An 18,040-nucleotide genomic window follows, 5' to 3' on the forward strand; every position below is an offset into this window, starting at 1 on the left:
CGCGAAAGAGGCCTGCGCATTCATGGCATTTGCATCGCCATGGATACTGGTTTCGCGAATGAATTCGCTCCTGCCTGAGCTAGTTCCAGCCGCCCCCCATTACCTTGTACAAGGTGACCCGGTTGCTCTGCTCTGCCAGACGCAGGCTGATCAGGTCCTGCTGGGCGCTGTACAGCGAACGCTGGGCGTCCAGTGCTTCCAGATAACTCTGGGAGCCTCCGCGATAGAGGGCATCGGCCAGATCGAAGCTTTTCTGGCTGGCATCGGTCAAGGCTTGCTGTGCGGAAAGGCGTTCATCCAGTGTGCTGCGCACTGCCAAAGCATCGGCCACTTCCTTGAAAGCGCTCTGAATGGCCTGCTGGTAGGTCTGCACCTGAATCTCCCGCTCGACCTTCGCAGCATCCAGTGTGGCGCGGTTGGCCCCTCCGTCGAAGATCGGCACGCTGATGCTCGGCGCAAAGGTCCAGGCTCCGCTGCCGGCCTTGAACAGACTGGACAGGCTTGAACTGGCAGACCCGGCATTGGCCGTCAGGCTGATGGTCGGAAAGAACGCCGCACGCGCTGCACCGATATCGATATTGGCCGACTTGAGGCTGTGTTCGGCGGCCAGTACATCAGGGCGACGCTGCAACAGGCTGGATGGCAACTCACTCGGCACCTGGACCAGCAAGGCCGCCGATTGAAGATCAGTGCCCGGCAACAACTCATCCGGGATGTCGCTGCCCACCAGCAGGTTCAGCGCGTTACGGTCCTGAAGAATCTGGCTCGCATACACCGCCACATCGCCACGGGCCGACTCCACGGTGGTCTGCGCCTGCACCAGCGCCAGACCGGAAGACCCGCCCAGTGCATGGCTGCGCTGCGTCAGCTCATACGTCTTCTGCTGACTGTTCAGCGTCTCCTGGGCCAGTTGCAACAGTTGATTATCCGCCGCCAACGTCAGCCAGGCCGTCGCCACTTCCGCCACCAGACTGATCTGGGTGCTGCGTCGGGTTTCGGTCAGGGCCAGATAATCTTCCAGCGCTTCATCCTGAAGATTCTGGATCCGCCCGAACACATCCAGCTCGTAGCTGGTCATACCCACCTGAGCGCTGTACTCATGGCTGGTCGTGGCCGTGCCACTGCTGGACATGGCCCCCGGTGTACGGCTTTGCGTACCGCTGACGCCCGCATTGATCGTCGGCAGGCTCGCTGCCCGCTGGATACGGTACTGGGCCTGAGCCTTTTCGATATTCAGGCTGGCCAGACGCAAGTCACGGTTATTGGCCAGAGCCAGCGTCTGCAAACGCACCAGACGGCTGTCGGTGAAGAACTTCTGCCATTCGATGGACGCTGCCGCCGTGCCTGTATCAGCCGTCTTTGTCGGCAGCCATTGCTCCGCGACCGGTGCCTCGGGGCGCTGGTATTCCGGTGCCAGATTGATGCAACCGCCGAGCAGCGCCAGAGCGGCCGGCAGCAGCCAATGCAACTTGATCATGCGTCACCTGTAGAAACGGTTTGTGTGGAGGTCGCGACAGCAGCGCTGCTGCCAAAACGACGACGAATCAGCAAGAAGAACAGCGGCACGAAGAAGATCCCAAGGACCGTGGCGCTGAACATGCCGCCCAATACCCCGGTCCCGATGGCCTGGCGACCGGCAGAGCCCGCGCCGGAACTCAGTGCCAGCGGCAGTACACCGAACATGAACGCCAGGGACGTCATCAGGATCGGCCTCAGGCGTTGACGCGAAGCGATCAGAATCGCGTCCTTCAGGTTTTTGCCCTGCTCTTGCAGATGTTTGGCGAACTCGACGATGAGAATGGCGTTCTTGGCCGCCAGCCCCACCGTCGTCAACAGGCCGACCTGGAAGTACACATCGTTGCTCAAGCCGCTGAAACGGGTTGCCAGCACGGCCCCCACGACACCCAGCGGCACCACCAGCATCACCGAGAACGGCACCGACCAGCTTTCATACAGCGCGGCCAGGCAAAGGAAGACAAACAGCACCGAGATCCCGTAGAGCAACGGCGCCTGGGAGCCGGACAGTCGCAGTTGATAGGACTGCCCGGTCCACTCGTAACCGATACCTTCAGGCAGCTGCTTGATGATTTCCTCCACGGCCGCCATGGCGTCCCCGGAACTCACGCCCGCCGCAGGGTCCCCCACCACTTCCAGGGACGAGTTGCCGTTGTAACGTTCCAGCAGCGGCGAACCGTAGCTCCAGGCGCTGCTGGCGAAGGAGGAAAACGGCACCATCTCATCGTTGCTGTTGCGCACGTACCAGTGATCCAGGTCCGCCGCCTGCATCCGCGCCGAAGCCTCGCCCTGCACGTAGACCTTCTTGACCCGACCCTGATTGAGGAAGTCATTGACGTAAGTGCCACCCAGGGCCGTGGACAGGGTGTCATTGATGTCGCTGGTGCTCAGGCTCAATGCCCCGGCCTTGCGGTCATCGATACTGACTTTCAGCTCGGGGGTATCATCCAGGCCATTGCTGCGCACGCCCGACAGCCGAGGGTCCTTTCTGGCCAGTTCGATGAACTGCTCACGAGCGGCGACCAGCGCCTCGTGTCCCAGCCCGCCCAGGTCCTTGAGCTGCAAATCGAACCCCGAACTCTGCCCCAGGCCGCGAATGGCCGGTGGCTGCATGACGAATACGTCCGCATCGGCAATACTCGACAGCGCCTGGGTGGCCCGCAGGGAAATGGACGCCGCGTCCTGTCCGGCACCTTCACGCTCACTCCAGTCCTTGAGCTTGATGAATGACCGGCCCGTGTTCTGGCTGTTACCACCCATGCCCAGACCGGTGATGGTAATCAGGGATTCCACTTCAGGTTGTTCAAGCATGTAGCTTTCGTATTGACGCATCACCGCCTGAGTGCGGCTGTCGGTGGCACCCACCGGCAACTGGGCCTGCCCCATGAGCATGCCCTGGTCCTCATCCGGCAGAAACGAGGTCGGCAGACTGGCATAACCGGCGGCCATGGCCAGCAGGATCAAGGCATACACCAACAGGCTGCGCCGTCCACGCTGCAACATGCCGCCCACCAGATGCTGGTAATCGTCGGCACCGCGCTCGAAGGTCCGGTTGAACCAGCCAAAGAAGCCACCCCGTGGCGTGTGCCCCTGCGCGTCGGAAGGCTTGAGCAAGGACGCGCACAAGGCCGGCGTAAGGGTCATGGCCACCAGGACCGACAGCAGCATGGCCGAGACGATGGTCACCGAAAACTGCCGGTAGATGATCCCCGTGGAGCCACCGAAGAACGCCATGGGAATGAACACCGCACTCAGTACCAGCGCGATACCGATCAGAGCACTGGTGATTTCTCCCATGGACTGGCGTGTCGCTTCAAGGGCCGAGAGTTTCTGTTCGCCCATGACCCGTTCGACGTTCTCCACCACCACGATGGCATCGTCCACCAGCAAGCCGATGGCCAGCACCATGGCGAACATGGTCAGGGTGTTGATCGAGTAGCCGAACAACGCCAGCACGCCGAACGTCCCAAGCAGCACCACCGGCACCGTAATGGCCGGAATCAGGGTGGCACGCAGGTTCTGCAGGAACAGGAACATGATCAGCACCACCAGCACGATGGCCTCACCGAGCGACTTGACAACCTCTTCGATGGACAGGCTCACAAAGGGCGTGGTGTCGTAGGCGATCACGTTTTTCAGCTGCATTTCCGTGGGGTAGAACGCTTCCAGCTCATTGAGCTTGGCCTTCACCGCCTCACCGACGCTCAAGGCATTGGCACCGGTCGCCAGTTGCACCCCCATGGCCGCAGCCGGTTTGCCGTTGAGGGCGGACGTCACGTCATAGCTTTCACTGCCCAGCTCCACCCGGGCCACATCACCCAGCAGCACCACGGCACCATTGCTGGACGACTTGACCACCACATTGCGGAACTCTTCGACCGTCTGCAGTTTGCTGCGCGCACTGATCGTGGCGTTCAACTGCTGGCCGGCCACGGCAGGCAAGGCCCCCAACTGGCCAGCGGACACCTCGGTATTCTGCGCTTCCAGAGCCGTGCTGACATCCGAAGGCATCAAGGCGTACTTTTCCAGCTTTGCCGGGTCGAGCCAGATGCGCATGGCATAGCCCGAGCCCATGGTCTGCACATCGCCCACGCCGTCGACGCGGCTGATCTGGTCGAGCAAGGTGCTGGAAATGTAATCGCCGATCTGGGTGCCGGTCACACTTTCGTTATCGGACGCCAGGGCCACGATCATCAGAAAGTCCGAGCCGCCCTTGGTCACGGTCAGGCCTTCGCTCTGCACTGACTGAGGCAGACGCGACTCGGCCTGTTGCAGTTTGTTCTGGACCTGCATCTGCGCCACATCGGCGTTGGTACCGGCGGAAAAGGTCAGGTTGATGCTGGCACTGCCCGCCGAACTGCTGGAGGCCGACATATAGGTCAGGTTATCCAGGCCTTTCATCTGCTGCTCGATGACCTGGGTCACCGAGTCTTCAACGGTCTTGGCCGATGCGCCGGTGTAGGTGGCCGAGATCCGGATTGTCGGTGGCGCGATATCGGGGTATTGCTCCAGCGGCAACTGACTGATGGACAAGGCTCCTGCCAGCATGATGCAGATGGCGATGACCCAGGCGAAGATCGGCCTGTCGATAAAGAAACGTGCCATGCTCAGCCCTCCTTCACGACAGCGACCGAGGGCGCTGGCGACGTCGAGGTACTGTCATTGACCAGCACCTCGGTGCCCACCCGGACCTTCTGCCCGCCTTCGACGATCACCTGATCGCCTGCGGCAAGACCGGATGTTACCCACCATTGATTGCCCACGGCCCGGTCGATGGTCAGCACCCGCTGCTCGACCTTGCCATTGACCACCACCAGCACCGAGGTCACGCCACTGGCACTGCGGCTCACGGCCCGCTGCGGCACCAGAATGGCCTTGTCGTCCCGCGCCTGTTCCAGCACCGCCCGCACATACATGCCCGGCAACAACAGGCGATCCGGGTTGGCGAACTGGGCGCGCAGGGTCACGGTACCGGTCCCTTCACTGACGCTGACGCCGCTGAACTGCAAGCGCCCCTCCAGTGGATAGGTGCTGCCATCTTCAAGCTTGAGACTGATCGGCACTTCACCGCTTTCATTGGCTTGCAGGACACCACTGGCCAGGTCGCGCTTGAGGCGCAGCAGCTCCGTGGTGGATTGCGTGACATCCACGTAGATCGGGTCCAGTTGCTGCACAGTCGTCAGTGCCGTGTCCTGATTGGCCACGACCAGAGCGCCCGGCGTCACGGTAGAGGTTTCTATGCGTCCATTGATGGACGACGTGATGCGGGTGTAGGCCAGATTGATACGAGCCGTATCCACACCCGCCTGTGCCACTTGCAGCTCGGCCTCGGCACTGAGCAGGCTGGCCTGTGCATCTTCGTTATCCTGCTGGCTGATGGCATCGATCTTCGCCAGTTGAACATTACGTTTGGCAGTGGCCTGCGCCGATTTCAGGGTGGCACGAGCCTTGGCCAGCGTCGCCTGAGCCTCGGCCAGAGCCGCACGGTAAGTGGCGCTGTCGAGTTGATACAACGACTGCCCGGCCTTGACTTCGGCCCCTTCGGTAAACAGGCGCTGCTGAACGATACCCCCTACTTGCGGCCGGATCTCGGCCACCATGAAGGCCTGGGTACGCCCGGCCAGTTCACTCGTCAGCACCTGGCTACGGGGCTGTACATTGATCACTGAAACCCTGGGTTGCGCAGCGACAGGCGCAGATACCTGCGGCGAGCAACCGCTCAACAGGCTTAAAAGGGCCACATAAACAACAAATGTGGCAGTCACCAGATATTTGGCGAAGAGTTTGATCGACATGAATGCCTCTACAAGACGTTATGACCTGGACATGTCGTCATGCTGCGAGGCAAATGTGCAGGAAAATTGAAGATTGCCTGCACGGCTTGAATCTTCGTCGTCAGCGGGCCTAAATGGGCGACCCTTTTCTGCAACCCCATGCGAGCCCCATGAAACCGAGCATCTCCACCAAACTATTCGTCGCGGTCCTGGCCAGTGTGCTGCTGGTCATCCTGAGCATGGGGCTGACTGCGAACTGGAGTTTCGGGCGAGGCTTCCTGGGTTACCTCAATGAACAGGGCATGCAACGGATGACCCCGATTCTGCCCAAGCTGGCGGCGGCCTATGCCCACGAAGGCAATTGGGAATTCCTGCGGCACAACAGGGATCGCTGGTTTGAAATCATGCGCCCCGACCGGGATGAAGAGCGCATGAACCCGGAATCCCGTGCCATGCAGACCTCGGACCTGACCGGTGCCGTGCTTCGCCTCGCTTTGCTGGATGAGCAGAAGCGTCAAGTCGTGGGCTACTCAGGCACACGTGACGATGCCTACATGCGCGCAGTGGAAGTCGACGGAAAAACCGTTGGCTGGCTGGCCGTCACCCCGTTCCAGAGCGTGACCGAGGCCGGTGGTGAACGCTTTCAGCAGTACCAGTTGCGCGCCAGCCTGGCCATGGGCGTGTTGTCACTGATACTGGCCATGCTGATTGCCTGGTGGATCGCCCGCACCCTGCTCGACCCGGTCAAGCGCGTCGCCGCCGCCACTCACCGGCTGGCGGCCGGGGAATACGACAGCCGTGTGGCAGTGTCCTCCAACGACGAAGTCGGCCAACTGGCCCGCGACTTCAACCAACTGGCCTACACCCTGGAGCGCAACGAGCGTATGCGCCGGGATTTCATGGCCGACGTCTCCCATGAATTGCGCACCCCGCTTTCGGTCCTGAGGGGCGAGCTGGAAGCGATCGAAGATGGCGTGCGAACCCTCGATCAAACGTCGATGAAATCATTGCAGGGCGAAGTCGGCATGCTCAGCAAACTGGTGGACGATCTGTACGAACTGTCATTGGCCGATGTCGGCGCCCTGACCTATCGCAAGACCGACTGTGAACTCAACGAGCTTCTGGAAAGCAGCGTCGCCATGTTCCAGGAACGCTGCACGACCCGAAAGCTGAATCTGGAACTGAAGCTGCCCGCACAACCGCTGCACCTGATGGCCGACGCCAAGCGTCTGCAACAACTGTTCGGCAACCTGATGGAAAACTCGCTGCGCTATACCGATGAAGGCGGTACGTTGCGCATCAACGCCGCCAGTGAAGCCGATGGCCTGCGTATCGACTTTCTGGACTCAGGCCCCGGCATCGAGGCCGAGCAACTGCCGCGCCTGTTCGAGCGTTTCTACCGTGGCGAAGCCTCACGCAACCGAGCCAGCGGCGGCGCGGGGCTCGGGCTGGCCATCTGTCACAGTATTGCGCTGGCCCATGGCGGTAGCCTGACAGCCGATCACTCTCCTCTGGGCGGCCTCTGGCTGACCCTTCGCTTGCCACGGAATACCTGAAACATGGCCGACGAAGCGCCGATCCTGATTGTCGAAGACGAACCCAAACTGGCCGCGCTGATGCGCGACTACCTGAATGCCGCCGGTTATCCGACCCAGTGCCTGGACAATGGCCTGGAGGTGGTGCCAGCCGTGCGCGCCCGCGAGCCGAAACTGATCCTGCTCGATCTGATGCTGCCGGGGCGCGACGGCCTGCAAGTCTGCCAGGAACTGCGCAGTTTCAGTGCCGTGCCGATTGTCATGATCACGGCGCGGGTCGAGGAAGTGGATCGCCTTCTCGGCCTGGACCTCGGAGCCGACGACTACATCTGCAAACCCTTCAGCCCGCGTGAAATGGTCGCCCGAGTCAAGGCCATCCTGCGTCGCAGCCCCCAGCTTGCCCCGCAACAGGCTCAACCCCGGCTGCTGATCGATGAAGAACTCTATCGCGCCTCGTTCGACGGCGTGGCACTGGACCTGACGCCCGTGGAGCTGCGCCTGCTCAACACTTTCGCCCGCTCTCCCGGCCGGGTGTTTTCCCGGGACCAGTTGCTCGACAGGCTTTACTCGGATCACCGCGTGGTCACCGACCGTACCGTGGACAGCCATATTCGCAACCTGCGCCGCAAGCTTTCGCAGGCCTGTCCGGGTGAAGACCCCATCCAGTCGCTTTATGGCGTGGGCTACAAGCTGGAACTTTGATTCGCACCGACGCTGTCGCTGGTATGATCCGTTTTTGCTCTGCACCGCCGAAATTCGTTTAAGGACCCTTCATGGCCAGCCATTCGCAACGTGTCGCCATCGTCATCCCGGCAAGATACGCATCCACCCGCCTTCCCGGTAAGCCGCTTGCCGATATCGCGGGCAAACCCATGGTGCAACACGTGTATGAGCGCGCCGTGGAAGCCGCCATTGCCGACACCGTGGTGATTGCCACCGACGACGCCCGTGTGGCCGATGCAGCGCGCAGCTTCGGCGCGATGTGTGTCATGACCTCCCCCGATCATCCCTCCGGCACGGATCGTCTGGCCGAGGTCATGGCTCAGGTCGATGCCGACATCTACATCAACCTGCAAGGCGATGAGCCACTGGTCAGGCCTGGCGATATCGCCGCCCTGGCTGCCGGTATGCTGGCCGATGCCTCCGTGCAGGTCGGTACACTGTGCCATCCGATAGACAGTACCGAAGCCCGTAACCCCAATACCGTCAAAGTGGTCCTGGCGGACAACGGCAATGCGCTGTATTTCAGCCGGTCGCCCATTCCTTATCCTCGCGACGATGAAGCGGCCACCTACCTCAAGCACGTCGGGGTCTATGCCTACCGCCGCGAGGTATTGGCCAGCTATTCCGGCCTGTCCCAGCCCATGATCGAGCACGCCGAAAAGCTGGAACAGTTGCGCCTGCTGACAGCCGGTTACTGCATTCGCGCCTGGGTGGTCGAGCCGACCGGCCCTGGCGTCGACACCCCTGAATGCCTGGAAAAGGTCCGAGCCCTGATCGCGGGCAAGGAACTGCCACGCCTGCCAGCCCTGGCCGACATTCGATTGGTGATCACCGATGTCGACGGCGTACTGACCGATGGCGGGATTTTCTATGACGCCACCGGTGAATGCCTGAAACGCTTCCATGTCCGCGACGGCATGGGCATGCGCATGCTGGAAGAAAACGGCGTTCGTGTGGCGGTCCTGTCCGGACGCGACTCCGCCACCCTGCGCAAGCGCGTGGCAGATCTGGGCGTCGAGCTGTGCCAGTTCGGCATCAAGGACAAGAAAGCGGCCTGCGAACAACTGATGGCCGCAGCCGGCGTCACCGCACAGCAGACCGCCTGCATCGGCGATGACTCCATCGACCTGCCGGCCTTTGCCGCCTGCGGCCTGTCATTCGCCGTCGCGGATGCACCGGTCTACGTGCAACAACAGGCCTCCCATGTGCTGCAACGCGCGGGCGGGACCGGGGCATTCCGGGAAGTGTCCGATGCCATCCTGATCGCTCAGGGCAAGGCCGATGTGCTGGGCTCCGCCACCGGCTACGCTTCGGTCATGGCCAAGATGGCCCAGTAACACCAAAGGCTGTCGACCTCGACAGCCCTCACTATTTGCTCCTGCCCATGGAACAACTCCCCCGCACCGACCACTCAGGCTCAAACGAACCTCAGGCTGCGGGAGAGTATTCATGGGCATTCAGTCCGCCAGGGCTTTCAAATACATCGAGCAATTCTCATGCATTGCCGAGCGTTGCGAAGACAACTGCTGCAAAGGCAATTGGCGCATCGCCGTCAGCAATCGCAGTCACGACCTGTATAGCCGGGACTTCCCCGAGCTCTTGAATCTGATCGTCAAGGACGATTCCGGCTACCAGATGAACAAGGCCGGTGGCCAATGTGGTGCGCTCCAGGAAGGACGCTGCCAGATACACGCACAGCAGGGAGAAAAAGTCCTTACCGACACCTGCGCCAACTACCCGCGCATGTACCGCAGAATCAATAATTCGCTGGTGAAATCCGCAACCATGAGCTGCCCCGAAATTGCCCGTATCGGGCTATTTAGTGAAAACCCGTTCCAGATCGAAGAAACCCCGCAGGACGACCATCACCTCTATGCGGCCGCCAATCAGGAGTTTGTCGGCATCGATGGCGCCCAATGGCGCTCGGTGGTGGAGTCCCTGCTGCAGATCACCCTGTCGAAAAAACTGCCTGTTGGCCAGGTGTTGCTGCGCCTTTATGACATTTCCGCGCAACTCTCGGAGCTGCCCCACGAACGCTGGATCGAGGAGATCCCGCTGCTGGCCGACAATACCAGCCGTCTTGAGCGCCAGGACGACGAGCCGATTCTCGCCGACCCGCTGCTGATCGTGCTGATCAATATCCTCAATGCGCCGGGAGCCCCGTCCTCCCTGCGCCAGCAGTTGCTCACGGCCTCGCTCATCGTACCCGGCGCCACTCCGGCACAGGCACAATGGACATTGCGTGCCGAGTACCGACGGCTGTACACGGACAAGCTGCAACACAGTCTCGATCTGATCCTGAAGCGCTTCATTGCCGCCGAAATGACCCGCACCGGCTTCCCGTTCATTTCCAACACCAGCGCCGGTCAGGATTACGGCCTGAACCTGACCGAATGGGCGACTACCCTGGCCATCCGTACCCTGACCCTGCGCAACCTGCTGATCGCCCATTGCGACGTGATCAACCAGCTGGCACCGGACAATCAGCAGATCGTCGATCTGGTCTACCGCTTCTGCCGGGCCGCCAGCCACAACGCCGTGACCGCCGCCGAATACACACTGCGCACGACGATCACGGAAAAAGGACTGGCTTATCTGGACACACTGATCAGGCAGGTGGAAGCCTGACAACCCGTAGCCGTCCTTTCTGACTCACCTGAGCCCTCAATCAGACGGGCTCAGGTAGAAAACGCCTCGTCTGAAACAAGGCCTTTCGTTCCCCATCCTGCCGACACAAACCATTTCATAGACCCAGATCAATAAATCCCGGACACAAGCTGATTACCCTTCGCGATTTTTTGCGACCGACACCGCCATGACAGCCTTTACCCCGGAACTGCTTGCCCCCGCCGGCACCCTGAAAAACATGCGTTACGCTTTCGCCTATGGTGCCGATGCGGTGTACGCGGGCCAGCCGCGATACAGCCTGCGGGTGCGTAACAACGAGTTCGACCATGCCAACCTGGAACTCGGCATTCGCGAAGCACAGGCCCAGGGCAAGCGTTTTTACGTGGTGGTGAACATCGCGCCGCACAACGCCAAGCTCAAAACCTTCCTGAAAGACCTGGAGCCGGTGGTGGCCATGGCCCCGGATGCGTTGATCATGTCTGACCCCGGCTTGATCATGCTGGTGCGCAGACACTTCCCGCAGATGCCCATTCACCTGTCGGTGCAAGCCAACACCGTGAACTGGGCCAGCGTCGAGTTCTGGCAACAGCAAGGCCTGAGCCGCATCATCCTGTCCCGGGAACTGTCACTGGAAGAAATCGGCGAAATCCGCCAGCACGTACCGGCCATGGAGCTGGAAGTCTTCGTCCACGGCGCATTGTGCATGGCCTACTCCGGCCGTTGCCTGTTGTCGGGCTACATCAACAAGCGCGATGCCAACCAGGGCAGTTGCACCAATGCCTGCCGCTGGAAATACTCGGCCCGGGAAGCCACGGAAAACGCCACCGGCGACATCGTGCAGACCTACGAACCCGAACCGACCCTGGGCGCTGGCGCACCGACCGATCAGGTGTTCCTGCTACAGGAAGCCAACCGCCCGGACGAACTGATGCCCGCCTTCGAGGATGAACACGGCACCTACATCATGAACTCCAAGGACCTGCGCGCCGTGCAGCATGTCGAACGCCTGACCCGCATGGGCGTGCACTCCCTGAAGATCGAGGGCCGGACCAAATCCCACTTCTATTGCGCCCGCACCACCCAGGTCTACCGCCGCGCCATCGACGACGCCGTGGCCGGTCGTGAATTCGACCGCAGCCTGATGACCGACCTGGAATCCCTCGCCCAGCGCGGCTACACCGAAGGCTTCCTGCGTCGCCATGTTCACGACGAATACCAGAACTACCAGAACGGCAGCTCAGTCTCCGAACAACAACAGTTTGTCGGTGAACTCACCGGCCAACGCCGCGACGGACTGGCCGAAGTCAAGGTCAAGAACCGCTTCAGCCTCGGCGACCACATGGAACTGATGACCCCCAGAGGCAACTTCCACTTTGACCTGAGCCAATTGCAGAACAGCAAAGGCGAAGCCATCGACGTCGCACCAGGGGATGGGCATGTGGTGTATTTGCCGATTCCTGAGGATGTGGATCTGGGGTTTGGGTTGTTGATGAAGGATGTGAGAGAAATCGGTTAGCCATACAGCCCCCTGCTTGCGATGGCGGCGGGTTCGCGCTGGCCTGTAGGAGCTGGCTTGCCTGCGATCGACGGCAGCGCCGTCGTAAATCTACCAAGGGGTGCCTGAAACACCGTAAACACTGGTTCTACGGCTGCTTCGCAGCCGATCGCAGGCAAGCCAGCTCCTACAAACGGTGAGTAGGACCGGATTTATCCGGGAAGACTTTATTTCTGCCAACCAAGATACAGTGGATGTACCTGCCTACTCCTGGATAAGCGGAGAGTCGCCGAATCCTTTCACACTTGGCCCTTTTGTATTCATTACGAAATAACGCCTTATCAGCAGAATATCTTCATCATCCAGTAACTACATAAAGGTCAGAACGCCGTCATACGCACACAACTGAGCGACATCAATCGATGCAGGCCAACAGCTAATGACTCGCTCAAACAATACGGGATATACAAGAGCAAACTCTGCATTTGCCGCTGTTGCCATAGACATTAACCTCATTTTATATACGCCCCTTTCATGGCACACACGGGCTACTTGCTCATAAAATCATCAAATTTAGCTATAGCATCCTCTAGCGTATCCCCCCACAGACACCGCTCCAATGGGCTTTCCTCAATAAAAAGCTCAATAGCTTGTTTACGCGCATCCGAATTGCGATCGCCAGAATCGGACAGACCAAATCCCTCCAGACTTTGCACCCCGAATTTTTTAGTGGTGAGATCTTCAAAACAAAAGTAGACAACCATTTTATGCTCATCTATCGATTTCCAGACTTCATGAAGTTTAAACATCTGTCCCCACTGTATTTTCGCAACTATTGTCTAGAGCCATATTACTTACGGCTGACAGCGCACAAAAGCTCAGAGTACTCCGCATCGGGTAGCTTCATGGCAGTAGCAAGCGACTGCACCAGCGCAATCACATTGCTCTCTGCCCTTTTTTTCTCCTCTATGAAAATACCAATCGTTGTATCCAAAGCCAGCCCATACTCTCCCACCTCAACGAAACTTGAGACTTCAGCTATTTCCGATGCGGAAAACACACCATCAAGCTCAGGTAAGAGCCTGCGAAAAAGAGATTCAACAGGAGTCATTACCCTCGGCACATACGAAAACCCGGCCGCTTCCCAATCCCTCCAGTCAGGCACGAAACCGGCTTTCCAGGGTGACGGAATAGGGTCAATCGGAATGCATCTCCAAACCCCTTTATCCAGCTTCACCTCTCTGCACCAAAACGTATCGGTCCCATCCTCACCCTCAATCGCAAGAGGCAGCATGTTGTAGTTTTCCGTACCGGGCACCGGAGCCATTTTCCAGCCTGGGAGGATGTGCTTCTGGACAGACTCCAAGCGTTCGGCCTGCAACTTTTTCAGAACATCCGGCAGTTCGTCGAAGCGGTAGCCGGGGCGGTTGGTTTCATCGCCGACGAATCGTGAGAAACCCACGGACTTGTTAGTGCCGGTCAGGGCGTCCAGCTCACGACCGGTGCGGACGTGGAAGGTTACCGATCCCAGATCGAGGTCGTTTTCATTGAAGCTGATGTCCGAGTCGATGTGGGCCAGGATGTAGAACTGCGCCGGAAACACCTGCTCCCACAGGTTCTTGTCTTCCATGATGTTCCAGCGACAGGTCTTGTTGAGGCGCCAGTTCTGCGGTGAGGCCGTGCTCTTGATTTCCAGGGTCACGCCCCAGGTCAGTTGCAGGTCGAAGACGTCGCCATGGGGCTGCACCTGATAGTGTTTTTCGATGCTTCTGGTCAGGTCGCCTTCTTGAGGGGTGTTGGTCGTCAGGGCCCGGACTGTATCGCCGACGATGTGATCACATTTCGCAATCAGGCTCTTGGCGACCAGGTATTCGATCAGCACGCCACGCAGGACAGCCACATTCATGTTGGAAAATGCCCAGCCCCAGAAGTCATTGGCGGTGTAAGGCGTGGTGGCGTTGCCGAATGAGAAGGTGGTGTTTGCTTCCAGAAAGCTTTTCAGTTGTTCAGGTTGCATGAAGTCCCTTTACCTTATGGCGATGGCACGCCAGATCATTGATGGCGCGGATCTTATGCAACCGTGCCGTGACTGGCAATTTGTCAGTCACGGCACGTGTAAAAAGGATGAGGGGAAGATTCAGGCAGTCTCGCCAAACCAGTATTGCGCCGTCACGCCACCGTCCATGAGGAAGTCGCTGCCGGTAATGAACGTCCCTTCCGGCCCCATCAGCAGTGCGCCGACGGCCCCCACTTCGTCCGGCGTACCGCCGCGCTTGGCGGCGCAGGAGTCGATCATGCGTCGGTATCCTTCGCCCCTCGGGCCTGTCAGTTCGTCTCTGGCCAGCGGGGTGAAGATGATGCCGGGGCTGATGGTATTGACCCTGGCTCCGCGCTTGCCCCAGCGAACGGCTTCGGCCATCACCCGCAGCGAGTTGCCGCGCTTGGAGATCTGGTAGGCATTGAGGGGGTCCGTGACCTTGTCGAGTTGCAGCATCGGCAGGGACATGAGTTCTTCAGTTGGCGTGAGAGCCAGAGCCTTGTCCTGCTCAGCGGTCAGCGCCGGCAAACGATGGCCCGACTGGGAGGCGATGACAATCCCGGAACCGCCCTGGGCGATGACATTGCCGAACAGCTCCAGCACCAGCGCCGTGCCATAAAGGTCAACTTTCAGAATCGTCTCGGGTGTTGCCTGGGAAGGCGATACACCGGCGGCATGGATGACGCCAGTGATGCTGCCGATGGCAACGGCCGTCTCTACCAGCGCCTGGACAGAGGCGCGTGAAGAAACGTCTACAACCGCAGTCGTGACGTCGAACCCGGCATCGCTGAGAACTTTCGCGGCTGCCGTTGCATTGTCCTCTCGCAGGTCAGCCAGCAGGACATGTTTGCCTGCACTCACCCGCCGGGCAATGGCCTGACCTATCGAACCGGCTCCGATAACCACTGTGACGCTTTTCATGCACACCCCTGACATTGATCCACTGGTGCGGATCAATCTATAGCCGCTGGTGATCAGCGACTAGACGGGCATATTCACAATAATCTCATGAGCCGTACTCATGAGTCCGCAAAGAGCCAGGGCAACTTCTCGATGGCAACCCTGGCTTTTCTTGTGCAATCAGAAGCGATAGAAGTAACCGAAACCGACGCCATACTGGGTATCAGTCTCGACCAGCGGGCTGTTCTTGATCTCGTTTCCCATCCGGGTAGCCCCCAGATCGAGAAACAGAGTATGCGCACGGGCCGGACGCCAGTCGATGCGCAGACCGGCCTCGGTATTCATTGTCGCCTCGCCTTTATAAGCGGGCCGCCCGGTGCGGACTTCATTCGGCATCACGCCGTAGTAATAGTCCACATAATTGCTGTCGACCCACTCCCCGGCCAGTCGCGGCGTAAAACCGAAGGCACCTGCACTGAAACGGCGGTCGATCTGCAGCCTGGCGCGGGAGCCCTTGCTGTTGTCCATGGCATCGGTGAGCACTTCGGTCGTCAGCGTGGCGAAGTCGGACTTCCAGATGGCAGCACCGCCCACCCAGAAACTGTTGTCACGGTCGCTCATGCCCCGAAGGTAAGGCGAGTCACCCGACTCATAGCCTTCGCCAATGTACTTCCCCCGCAGACGGAACGAGACCGGCCCCAGCGAGGGCAGTTTCACGTCCAGGCCAGTGCCGAACACGTGGACATACCGGTTCTCATACGTCACCAGCGGCAAGCCGCCGATCTTGTCGTCAAAATCGCGATAGACCCGATAGTTCTTGCCACCCGCCAGGCCGATGGACCATTGCGACGCGCTGCTGCCGGTGTCCACTGCATTCTGGCCGGGCGATGCAGGCGTGTCCGCCGCCTGCGATTCTGCAGAGGTCATGGACAGCGTACTGGCCGCCAGAACCGCCAGCAGCGCAGACAAGGGACGAGCAGAAACGGATTTGAGCGAAAACACCGGGAAAACCTGTGATGTCATGATTGAATCATCCGAAGAGAACATTAAGCGTCAGGACGCCCACTAGTGACCGAATGGTCATTAGAAAAACTCTACTACTGAATGATCGGTCAGTAAATATGCCGTATGGCAACTGGCATTCTGAAAAACACGCCATACGCGCCCCGCGGTAAAACCGCAGAGTGAAGATGCAGAGTCAGAAAGGGCCTGGCCTGAGCAAAAGCCCGGGCCAGAAAGGAAGGACTCGAACACTCTGTGCAAGGCGCAATGAGTGCATCCAGTCATCGGGACAGGAATGAGTTATCGCTCAGTGGGAGTCAACAACAGGGTCAGCAGCTTGCGATGAGTCTCCTTGATGGCCTCCACCTCTCCCGCCGCCTTGTCTCTGCCCAGCACCATCTGCGCAACCGTGGCATAGACAACCGGAGCCATCACAAAACTGAAGTGCTCGGTCAAGGGGCTGGGCTTCACCATGCCCTTTTCGACATAGCCTTCGATAAGCGCCTGACGGTCAGCCTTGGCCTGCCCGATCATCCATTTCTCCAGCAGATGCGGCATGCGATGGCCTTCCGTGATGAGCAGCCGGGTAATCGCAATGGTGTCGTCGGTCAGCCCGCCGTAGGCAAAGTCGATGAGCCGCTCGACCAGTTCGTCGACGCTCGCCACATCCTGTAACTGACTCCAGTTGGTTCTGGAACGGGTCATGAGCTGATCGAGAAGCGTCTCGAACATGTCGTCCTTGCTCGCGAAATGGACATAGACATTCGCCTTCGAGATACCCGCCCGGCTGGCGATCTTTGAAATGCTGGCCGCCGTGAAACCGAGCGCATTGAACTCGGCCAGCGCCGCATCGAGGATCTGCTGCCGCCGTACCTCGGGCGTCAGCCGTGTTCTTTTCTTCCTGGGTTCAGCCTGGGGAGGAGTCGCGGAATCTGTGCTTTTCATGCCATCGCTATAATTGAGAGCCGTACTTCATCAGGCGTTGATCGCCATGGAGGGGCCATCTTCCTCCTCGACCGGGCAGCGTTCAAGCTGCGTTGTGCCAGTACTTCAGACTCTCTGCTAGGCTCAATCGGAAAAGTGTCATCAAGTGGCGTTATCAATGGGAGCAACACTTTCGACACGCAGACATCCCGGATGATGGATGCAAAAACAATGAGACTTTAGTCTGGTCGTGACCTGCGACGAATTACTGACGTCAAAAAACTCGTCACCGCTACTGAACATCATGGATGAGACAATGACCCGGACATTATTTCCACAGATCGGCAAAGTCATCGCCAGCATTGGCACCCGTCATTTCTCGAATATGTTCCATGAGCTGATCAATACGCAGCTCGCCGTCGATGCCACGCATCTTTACCTGTTGCCGCGTCCCTGGAAGTCCGCGTCGGCCTCGAATTCATTCGTGTTCAACGAAACAGTGACCTCACAGCCTGGCGCGACGCTCTTTACCGATTCGATCCGTCTTCACCCGGCGCAGGAGTCGGCCGACTACTGCTGCAAGATCACCGTTTTCCGCTCGCCCTCTTCTCCCGTCTTTTCCGATAACGAACGCCGACAGCTGAAAGACCTTTCGCCGTTTCTGTTCTCGATCGTGAAAAAACATGTGGATGCCTTGCAGATGGCGCTTCCCAAGGTCGACTCGAAAAAATCGGAGAGCCTGGAAGACCGCTTCCATGAGCGCCTGCGTGAAACCGGCCTGAAGCTGTCCGAGCGGGAAACCCAGGTCTGCCTTGGCCTGCTGGCCGGCCATACAGCCATCGAACAGGCCCGGCGTCTGACACTCAAGGTCAATACCGTGGGCAGCTATCAGCGCCGGGCGGCCGTCAAGCTTGGCATCAGCGGGCGACATTCGCTGATGCGCTGGATGTATGCCTCGTCCGGGGACATTGCACTGGCCAATTGAGGCCAATGCAATGCGCCACTG

General features: G+C 59.5%; 14 protein-coding genes. 6 read left to right on the top strand and 8 right to left on the bottom strand.

From position 1 onward, the window contains the following. Positions 1–79: 79 nt before the first annotated feature. From ACIPY9_RS07955 to ACIPY9_RS07965, 3 genes are read right to left on the bottom strand one after another with little or no spacing between them, the layout of a single operon-like run. The gene (locus ACIPY9_RS07955; protein ID WP_400699031.1) at positions 80–1,477 is read right to left on the bottom strand and encodes an efflux transporter outer membrane subunit; all 1,398 of its coding nucleotides are present in this window, start codon (positions 1,475–1,477) and stop codon (positions 80–82) included. Next, the gene (locus ACIPY9_RS07960) at positions 1,474–4,620 is read right to left on the bottom strand and encodes an efflux RND transporter permease subunit (protein ID WP_400699034.1); all 3,147 of its coding nucleotides are present in this window, start codon (positions 4,618–4,620) and stop codon (positions 1,474–1,476) included. Before ACIPY9_RS07960 ends, ACIPY9_RS07955 begins: the two co-directional genes overlap by 4 nt. A 2-nt stretch (positions 4,621–4,622) precedes the next feature. Beyond that, positions 4,623–5,810, bottom strand: coding sequence for an efflux RND transporter periplasmic adaptor subunit (locus ACIPY9_RS07965; RefSeq protein ID WP_400699036.1), 1,188 nt, complete (start codon positions 5,808–5,810; stop codon positions 4,623–4,625). Positions 5,811–5,959: 149 nt separating this feature from the next. Here ACIPY9_RS07965 and baeS point away from each other — a divergent pair, with 149 nt between their 5' ends. From baeS to yegQ, 5 genes are all read left to right on the top strand, one after another. Continuing rightward, positions 5,960–7,345 (top strand): sensor histidine kinase efflux regulator BaeS, encoded by a 1,386-nt coding sequence (baeS, locus tag ACIPY9_RS07970; RefSeq protein ID WP_400699039.1) that lies wholly within the window; start codon positions 5,960–5,962, stop codon positions 7,343–7,345. 3 nt (positions 7,346–7,348) lie between these two features. Continuing rightward, entirely contained in the window at positions 7,349–8,026 is a 678-nt protein-coding gene (locus ACIPY9_RS07975) for a response regulator (RefSeq protein ID WP_400699042.1), read from the top strand. Positions 8,027–8,097: 71 nt separating this feature from the next. Continuing rightward, positions 8,098–9,384 (top strand): 3-deoxy-manno-octulosonate cytidylyltransferase, encoded by a 1,287-nt coding sequence (kdsB, locus tag ACIPY9_RS07980; protein WP_400699045.1) that lies wholly within the window; start codon positions 8,098–8,100, stop codon positions 9,382–9,384. 112 nt (positions 9,385–9,496) lie between these two features. Beyond that, on the top strand, positions 9,497–10,675 hold the full coding sequence (gene fliB, locus ACIPY9_RS07985) for a flagellin lysine-N-methylase (protein ID WP_400699048.1): 1,179 nt from the start codon (positions 9,497–9,499) through the stop codon (positions 10,673–10,675). A 187-nt stretch (positions 10,676–10,862) separates the two neighbouring features. Beyond that, positions 10,863–12,191, top strand: a complete 1,329-nt coding sequence (yegQ, locus tag ACIPY9_RS07990; protein WP_400699051.1) for a tRNA 5-hydroxyuridine modification protein YegQ — start codon at positions 10,863–10,865, stop codon at positions 12,189–12,191. Between the two features lie 527 nt (positions 12,192–12,718). On the opposite strand, the gene ACIPY9_RS07995 is transcribed toward yegQ, so the two are convergent. From ACIPY9_RS07995 to ACIPY9_RS08015, 5 genes are all read right to left on the bottom strand, one after another. Beyond that, positions 12,719–12,979 (bottom strand): hypothetical protein, encoded by a 261-nt coding sequence (locus ACIPY9_RS07995; protein ID WP_400699053.1) that lies wholly within the window; start codon positions 12,977–12,979, stop codon positions 12,719–12,721. Between the two features lie 41 nt (positions 12,980–13,020). After that, positions 13,021–14,187 carry a MafI family immunity protein gene (locus tag ACIPY9_RS08000; RefSeq protein ID WP_400699055.1) on the bottom strand — a complete coding sequence of 389 codons (1,167 nt, stop codon included), beginning with the start codon at positions 14,185–14,187 and terminating at the stop codon, positions 13,021–13,023. Between the two features lie 120 nt (positions 14,188–14,307). Continuing rightward, on the bottom strand, positions 14,308–15,129 hold the full coding sequence (locus tag ACIPY9_RS08005; RefSeq protein ID WP_400699058.1) for an SDR family oxidoreductase: 822 nt from the start codon (positions 15,127–15,129) through the stop codon (positions 14,308–14,310). 159 nt (positions 15,130–15,288) lie between these two features. Continuing rightward, positions 15,289–16,131 carry a MipA/OmpV family protein gene (locus ACIPY9_RS08010; protein ID WP_400699060.1) on the bottom strand — a complete coding sequence of 281 codons (843 nt, stop codon included), beginning with the start codon at positions 16,129–16,131 and terminating at the stop codon, positions 15,289–15,291. Between the two features lie 279 nt (positions 16,132–16,410). Then, positions 16,411–17,055, bottom strand: a complete 645-nt coding sequence (locus ACIPY9_RS08015; RefSeq protein ID WP_400699063.1) for a TetR/AcrR family transcriptional regulator — start codon at positions 17,053–17,055, stop codon at positions 16,411–16,413. 295 nt (positions 17,056–17,350) lie between these two features. On the opposite strand from ACIPY9_RS08015, the gene ACIPY9_RS08020 reads away from it, so the two are divergent. Beyond that, positions 17,351–18,019, top strand: coding sequence for a helix-turn-helix transcriptional regulator (locus tag ACIPY9_RS08020; RefSeq protein ID WP_400699066.1), 669 nt, complete (start codon positions 17,351–17,353; stop codon positions 18,017–18,019). Positions 18,020–18,040: the final 21 nt, after the last annotated feature.

This window comes from Pseudomonas sp. NPDC089734, from assembly GCF_044748865.1.
Taxonomy (GTDB): domain Bacteria; phylum Pseudomonadota; class Gammaproteobacteria; order Pseudomonadales; family Pseudomonadaceae; genus Aquipseudomonas.

Excerpts from the sequence above, each read along its gene's own strand:
- baeS (WP_400699039.1), top strand. The coding sequence starts at position 5,960 with ATGAAACCGAGCATCTCCACCAAACTATTCGTCGCGGTCCTGGCCAGT.
- ACIPY9_RS08000 (WP_400699055.1), bottom strand. The coding sequence starts at position 14,187 with ATGCAACCTGAACAACTGAAAAGCTTTCTGGAAGCAAACACCACCTTC.
- ACIPY9_RS07960 (WP_400699034.1), bottom strand. The coding sequence starts at position 4,620 with ATGGCACGTTTCTTTATCGACAGGCCGATCTTCGCCTGGGTCATCGCC.
- ACIPY9_RS07965 (WP_400699036.1), bottom strand. The coding sequence starts at position 5,810 with ATGTCGATCAAACTCTTCGCCAAATATCTGGTGACTGCCACATTTGTT.
- kdsB (WP_400699045.1), top strand. The coding sequence starts at position 8,098 with ATGGCCAGCCATTCGCAACGTGTCGCCATCGTCATCCCGGCAAGATAC.
- ACIPY9_RS08020 (WP_400699066.1), top strand. The coding sequence starts at position 17,351 with ATGACCCGGACATTATTTCCACAGATCGGCAAAGTCATCGCCAGCATT.
- ACIPY9_RS07955 (WP_400699031.1), bottom strand. The coding sequence starts at position 1,477 with ATGATCAAGTTGCATTGGCTGCTGCCGGCCGCTCTGGCGCTGCTCGGC.
- ACIPY9_RS07995 (WP_400699053.1), bottom strand. The coding sequence starts at position 12,979 with ATGTTTAAACTTCATGAAGTCTGGAAATCGATAGATGAGCATAAAATG.
- ACIPY9_RS08015 (WP_400699063.1), bottom strand. The coding sequence starts at position 17,055 with ATGAAAAGCACAGATTCCGCGACTCCTCCCCAGGCTGAACCCAGGAAG.
- fliB (WP_400699048.1), top strand. The coding sequence starts at position 9,497 with ATGGGCATTCAGTCCGCCAGGGCTTTCAAATACATCGAGCAATTCTCA.
- ACIPY9_RS07975 (WP_400699042.1), top strand. The coding sequence starts at position 7,349 with ATGGCCGACGAAGCGCCGATCCTGATTGTCGAAGACGAACCCAAACTG.
- ACIPY9_RS08005 (WP_400699058.1), bottom strand. The coding sequence starts at position 15,129 with ATGAAAAGCGTCACAGTGGTTATCGGAGCCGGTTCGATAGGTCAGGCC.
- yegQ (WP_400699051.1), top strand. The coding sequence starts at position 10,863 with ATGACAGCCTTTACCCCGGAACTGCTTGCCCCCGCCGGCACCCTGAAA.
- ACIPY9_RS08010 (WP_400699060.1), bottom strand. The coding sequence starts at position 16,131 with ATGACATCACAGGTTTTCCCGGTGTTTTCGCTCAAATCCGTTTCTGCT.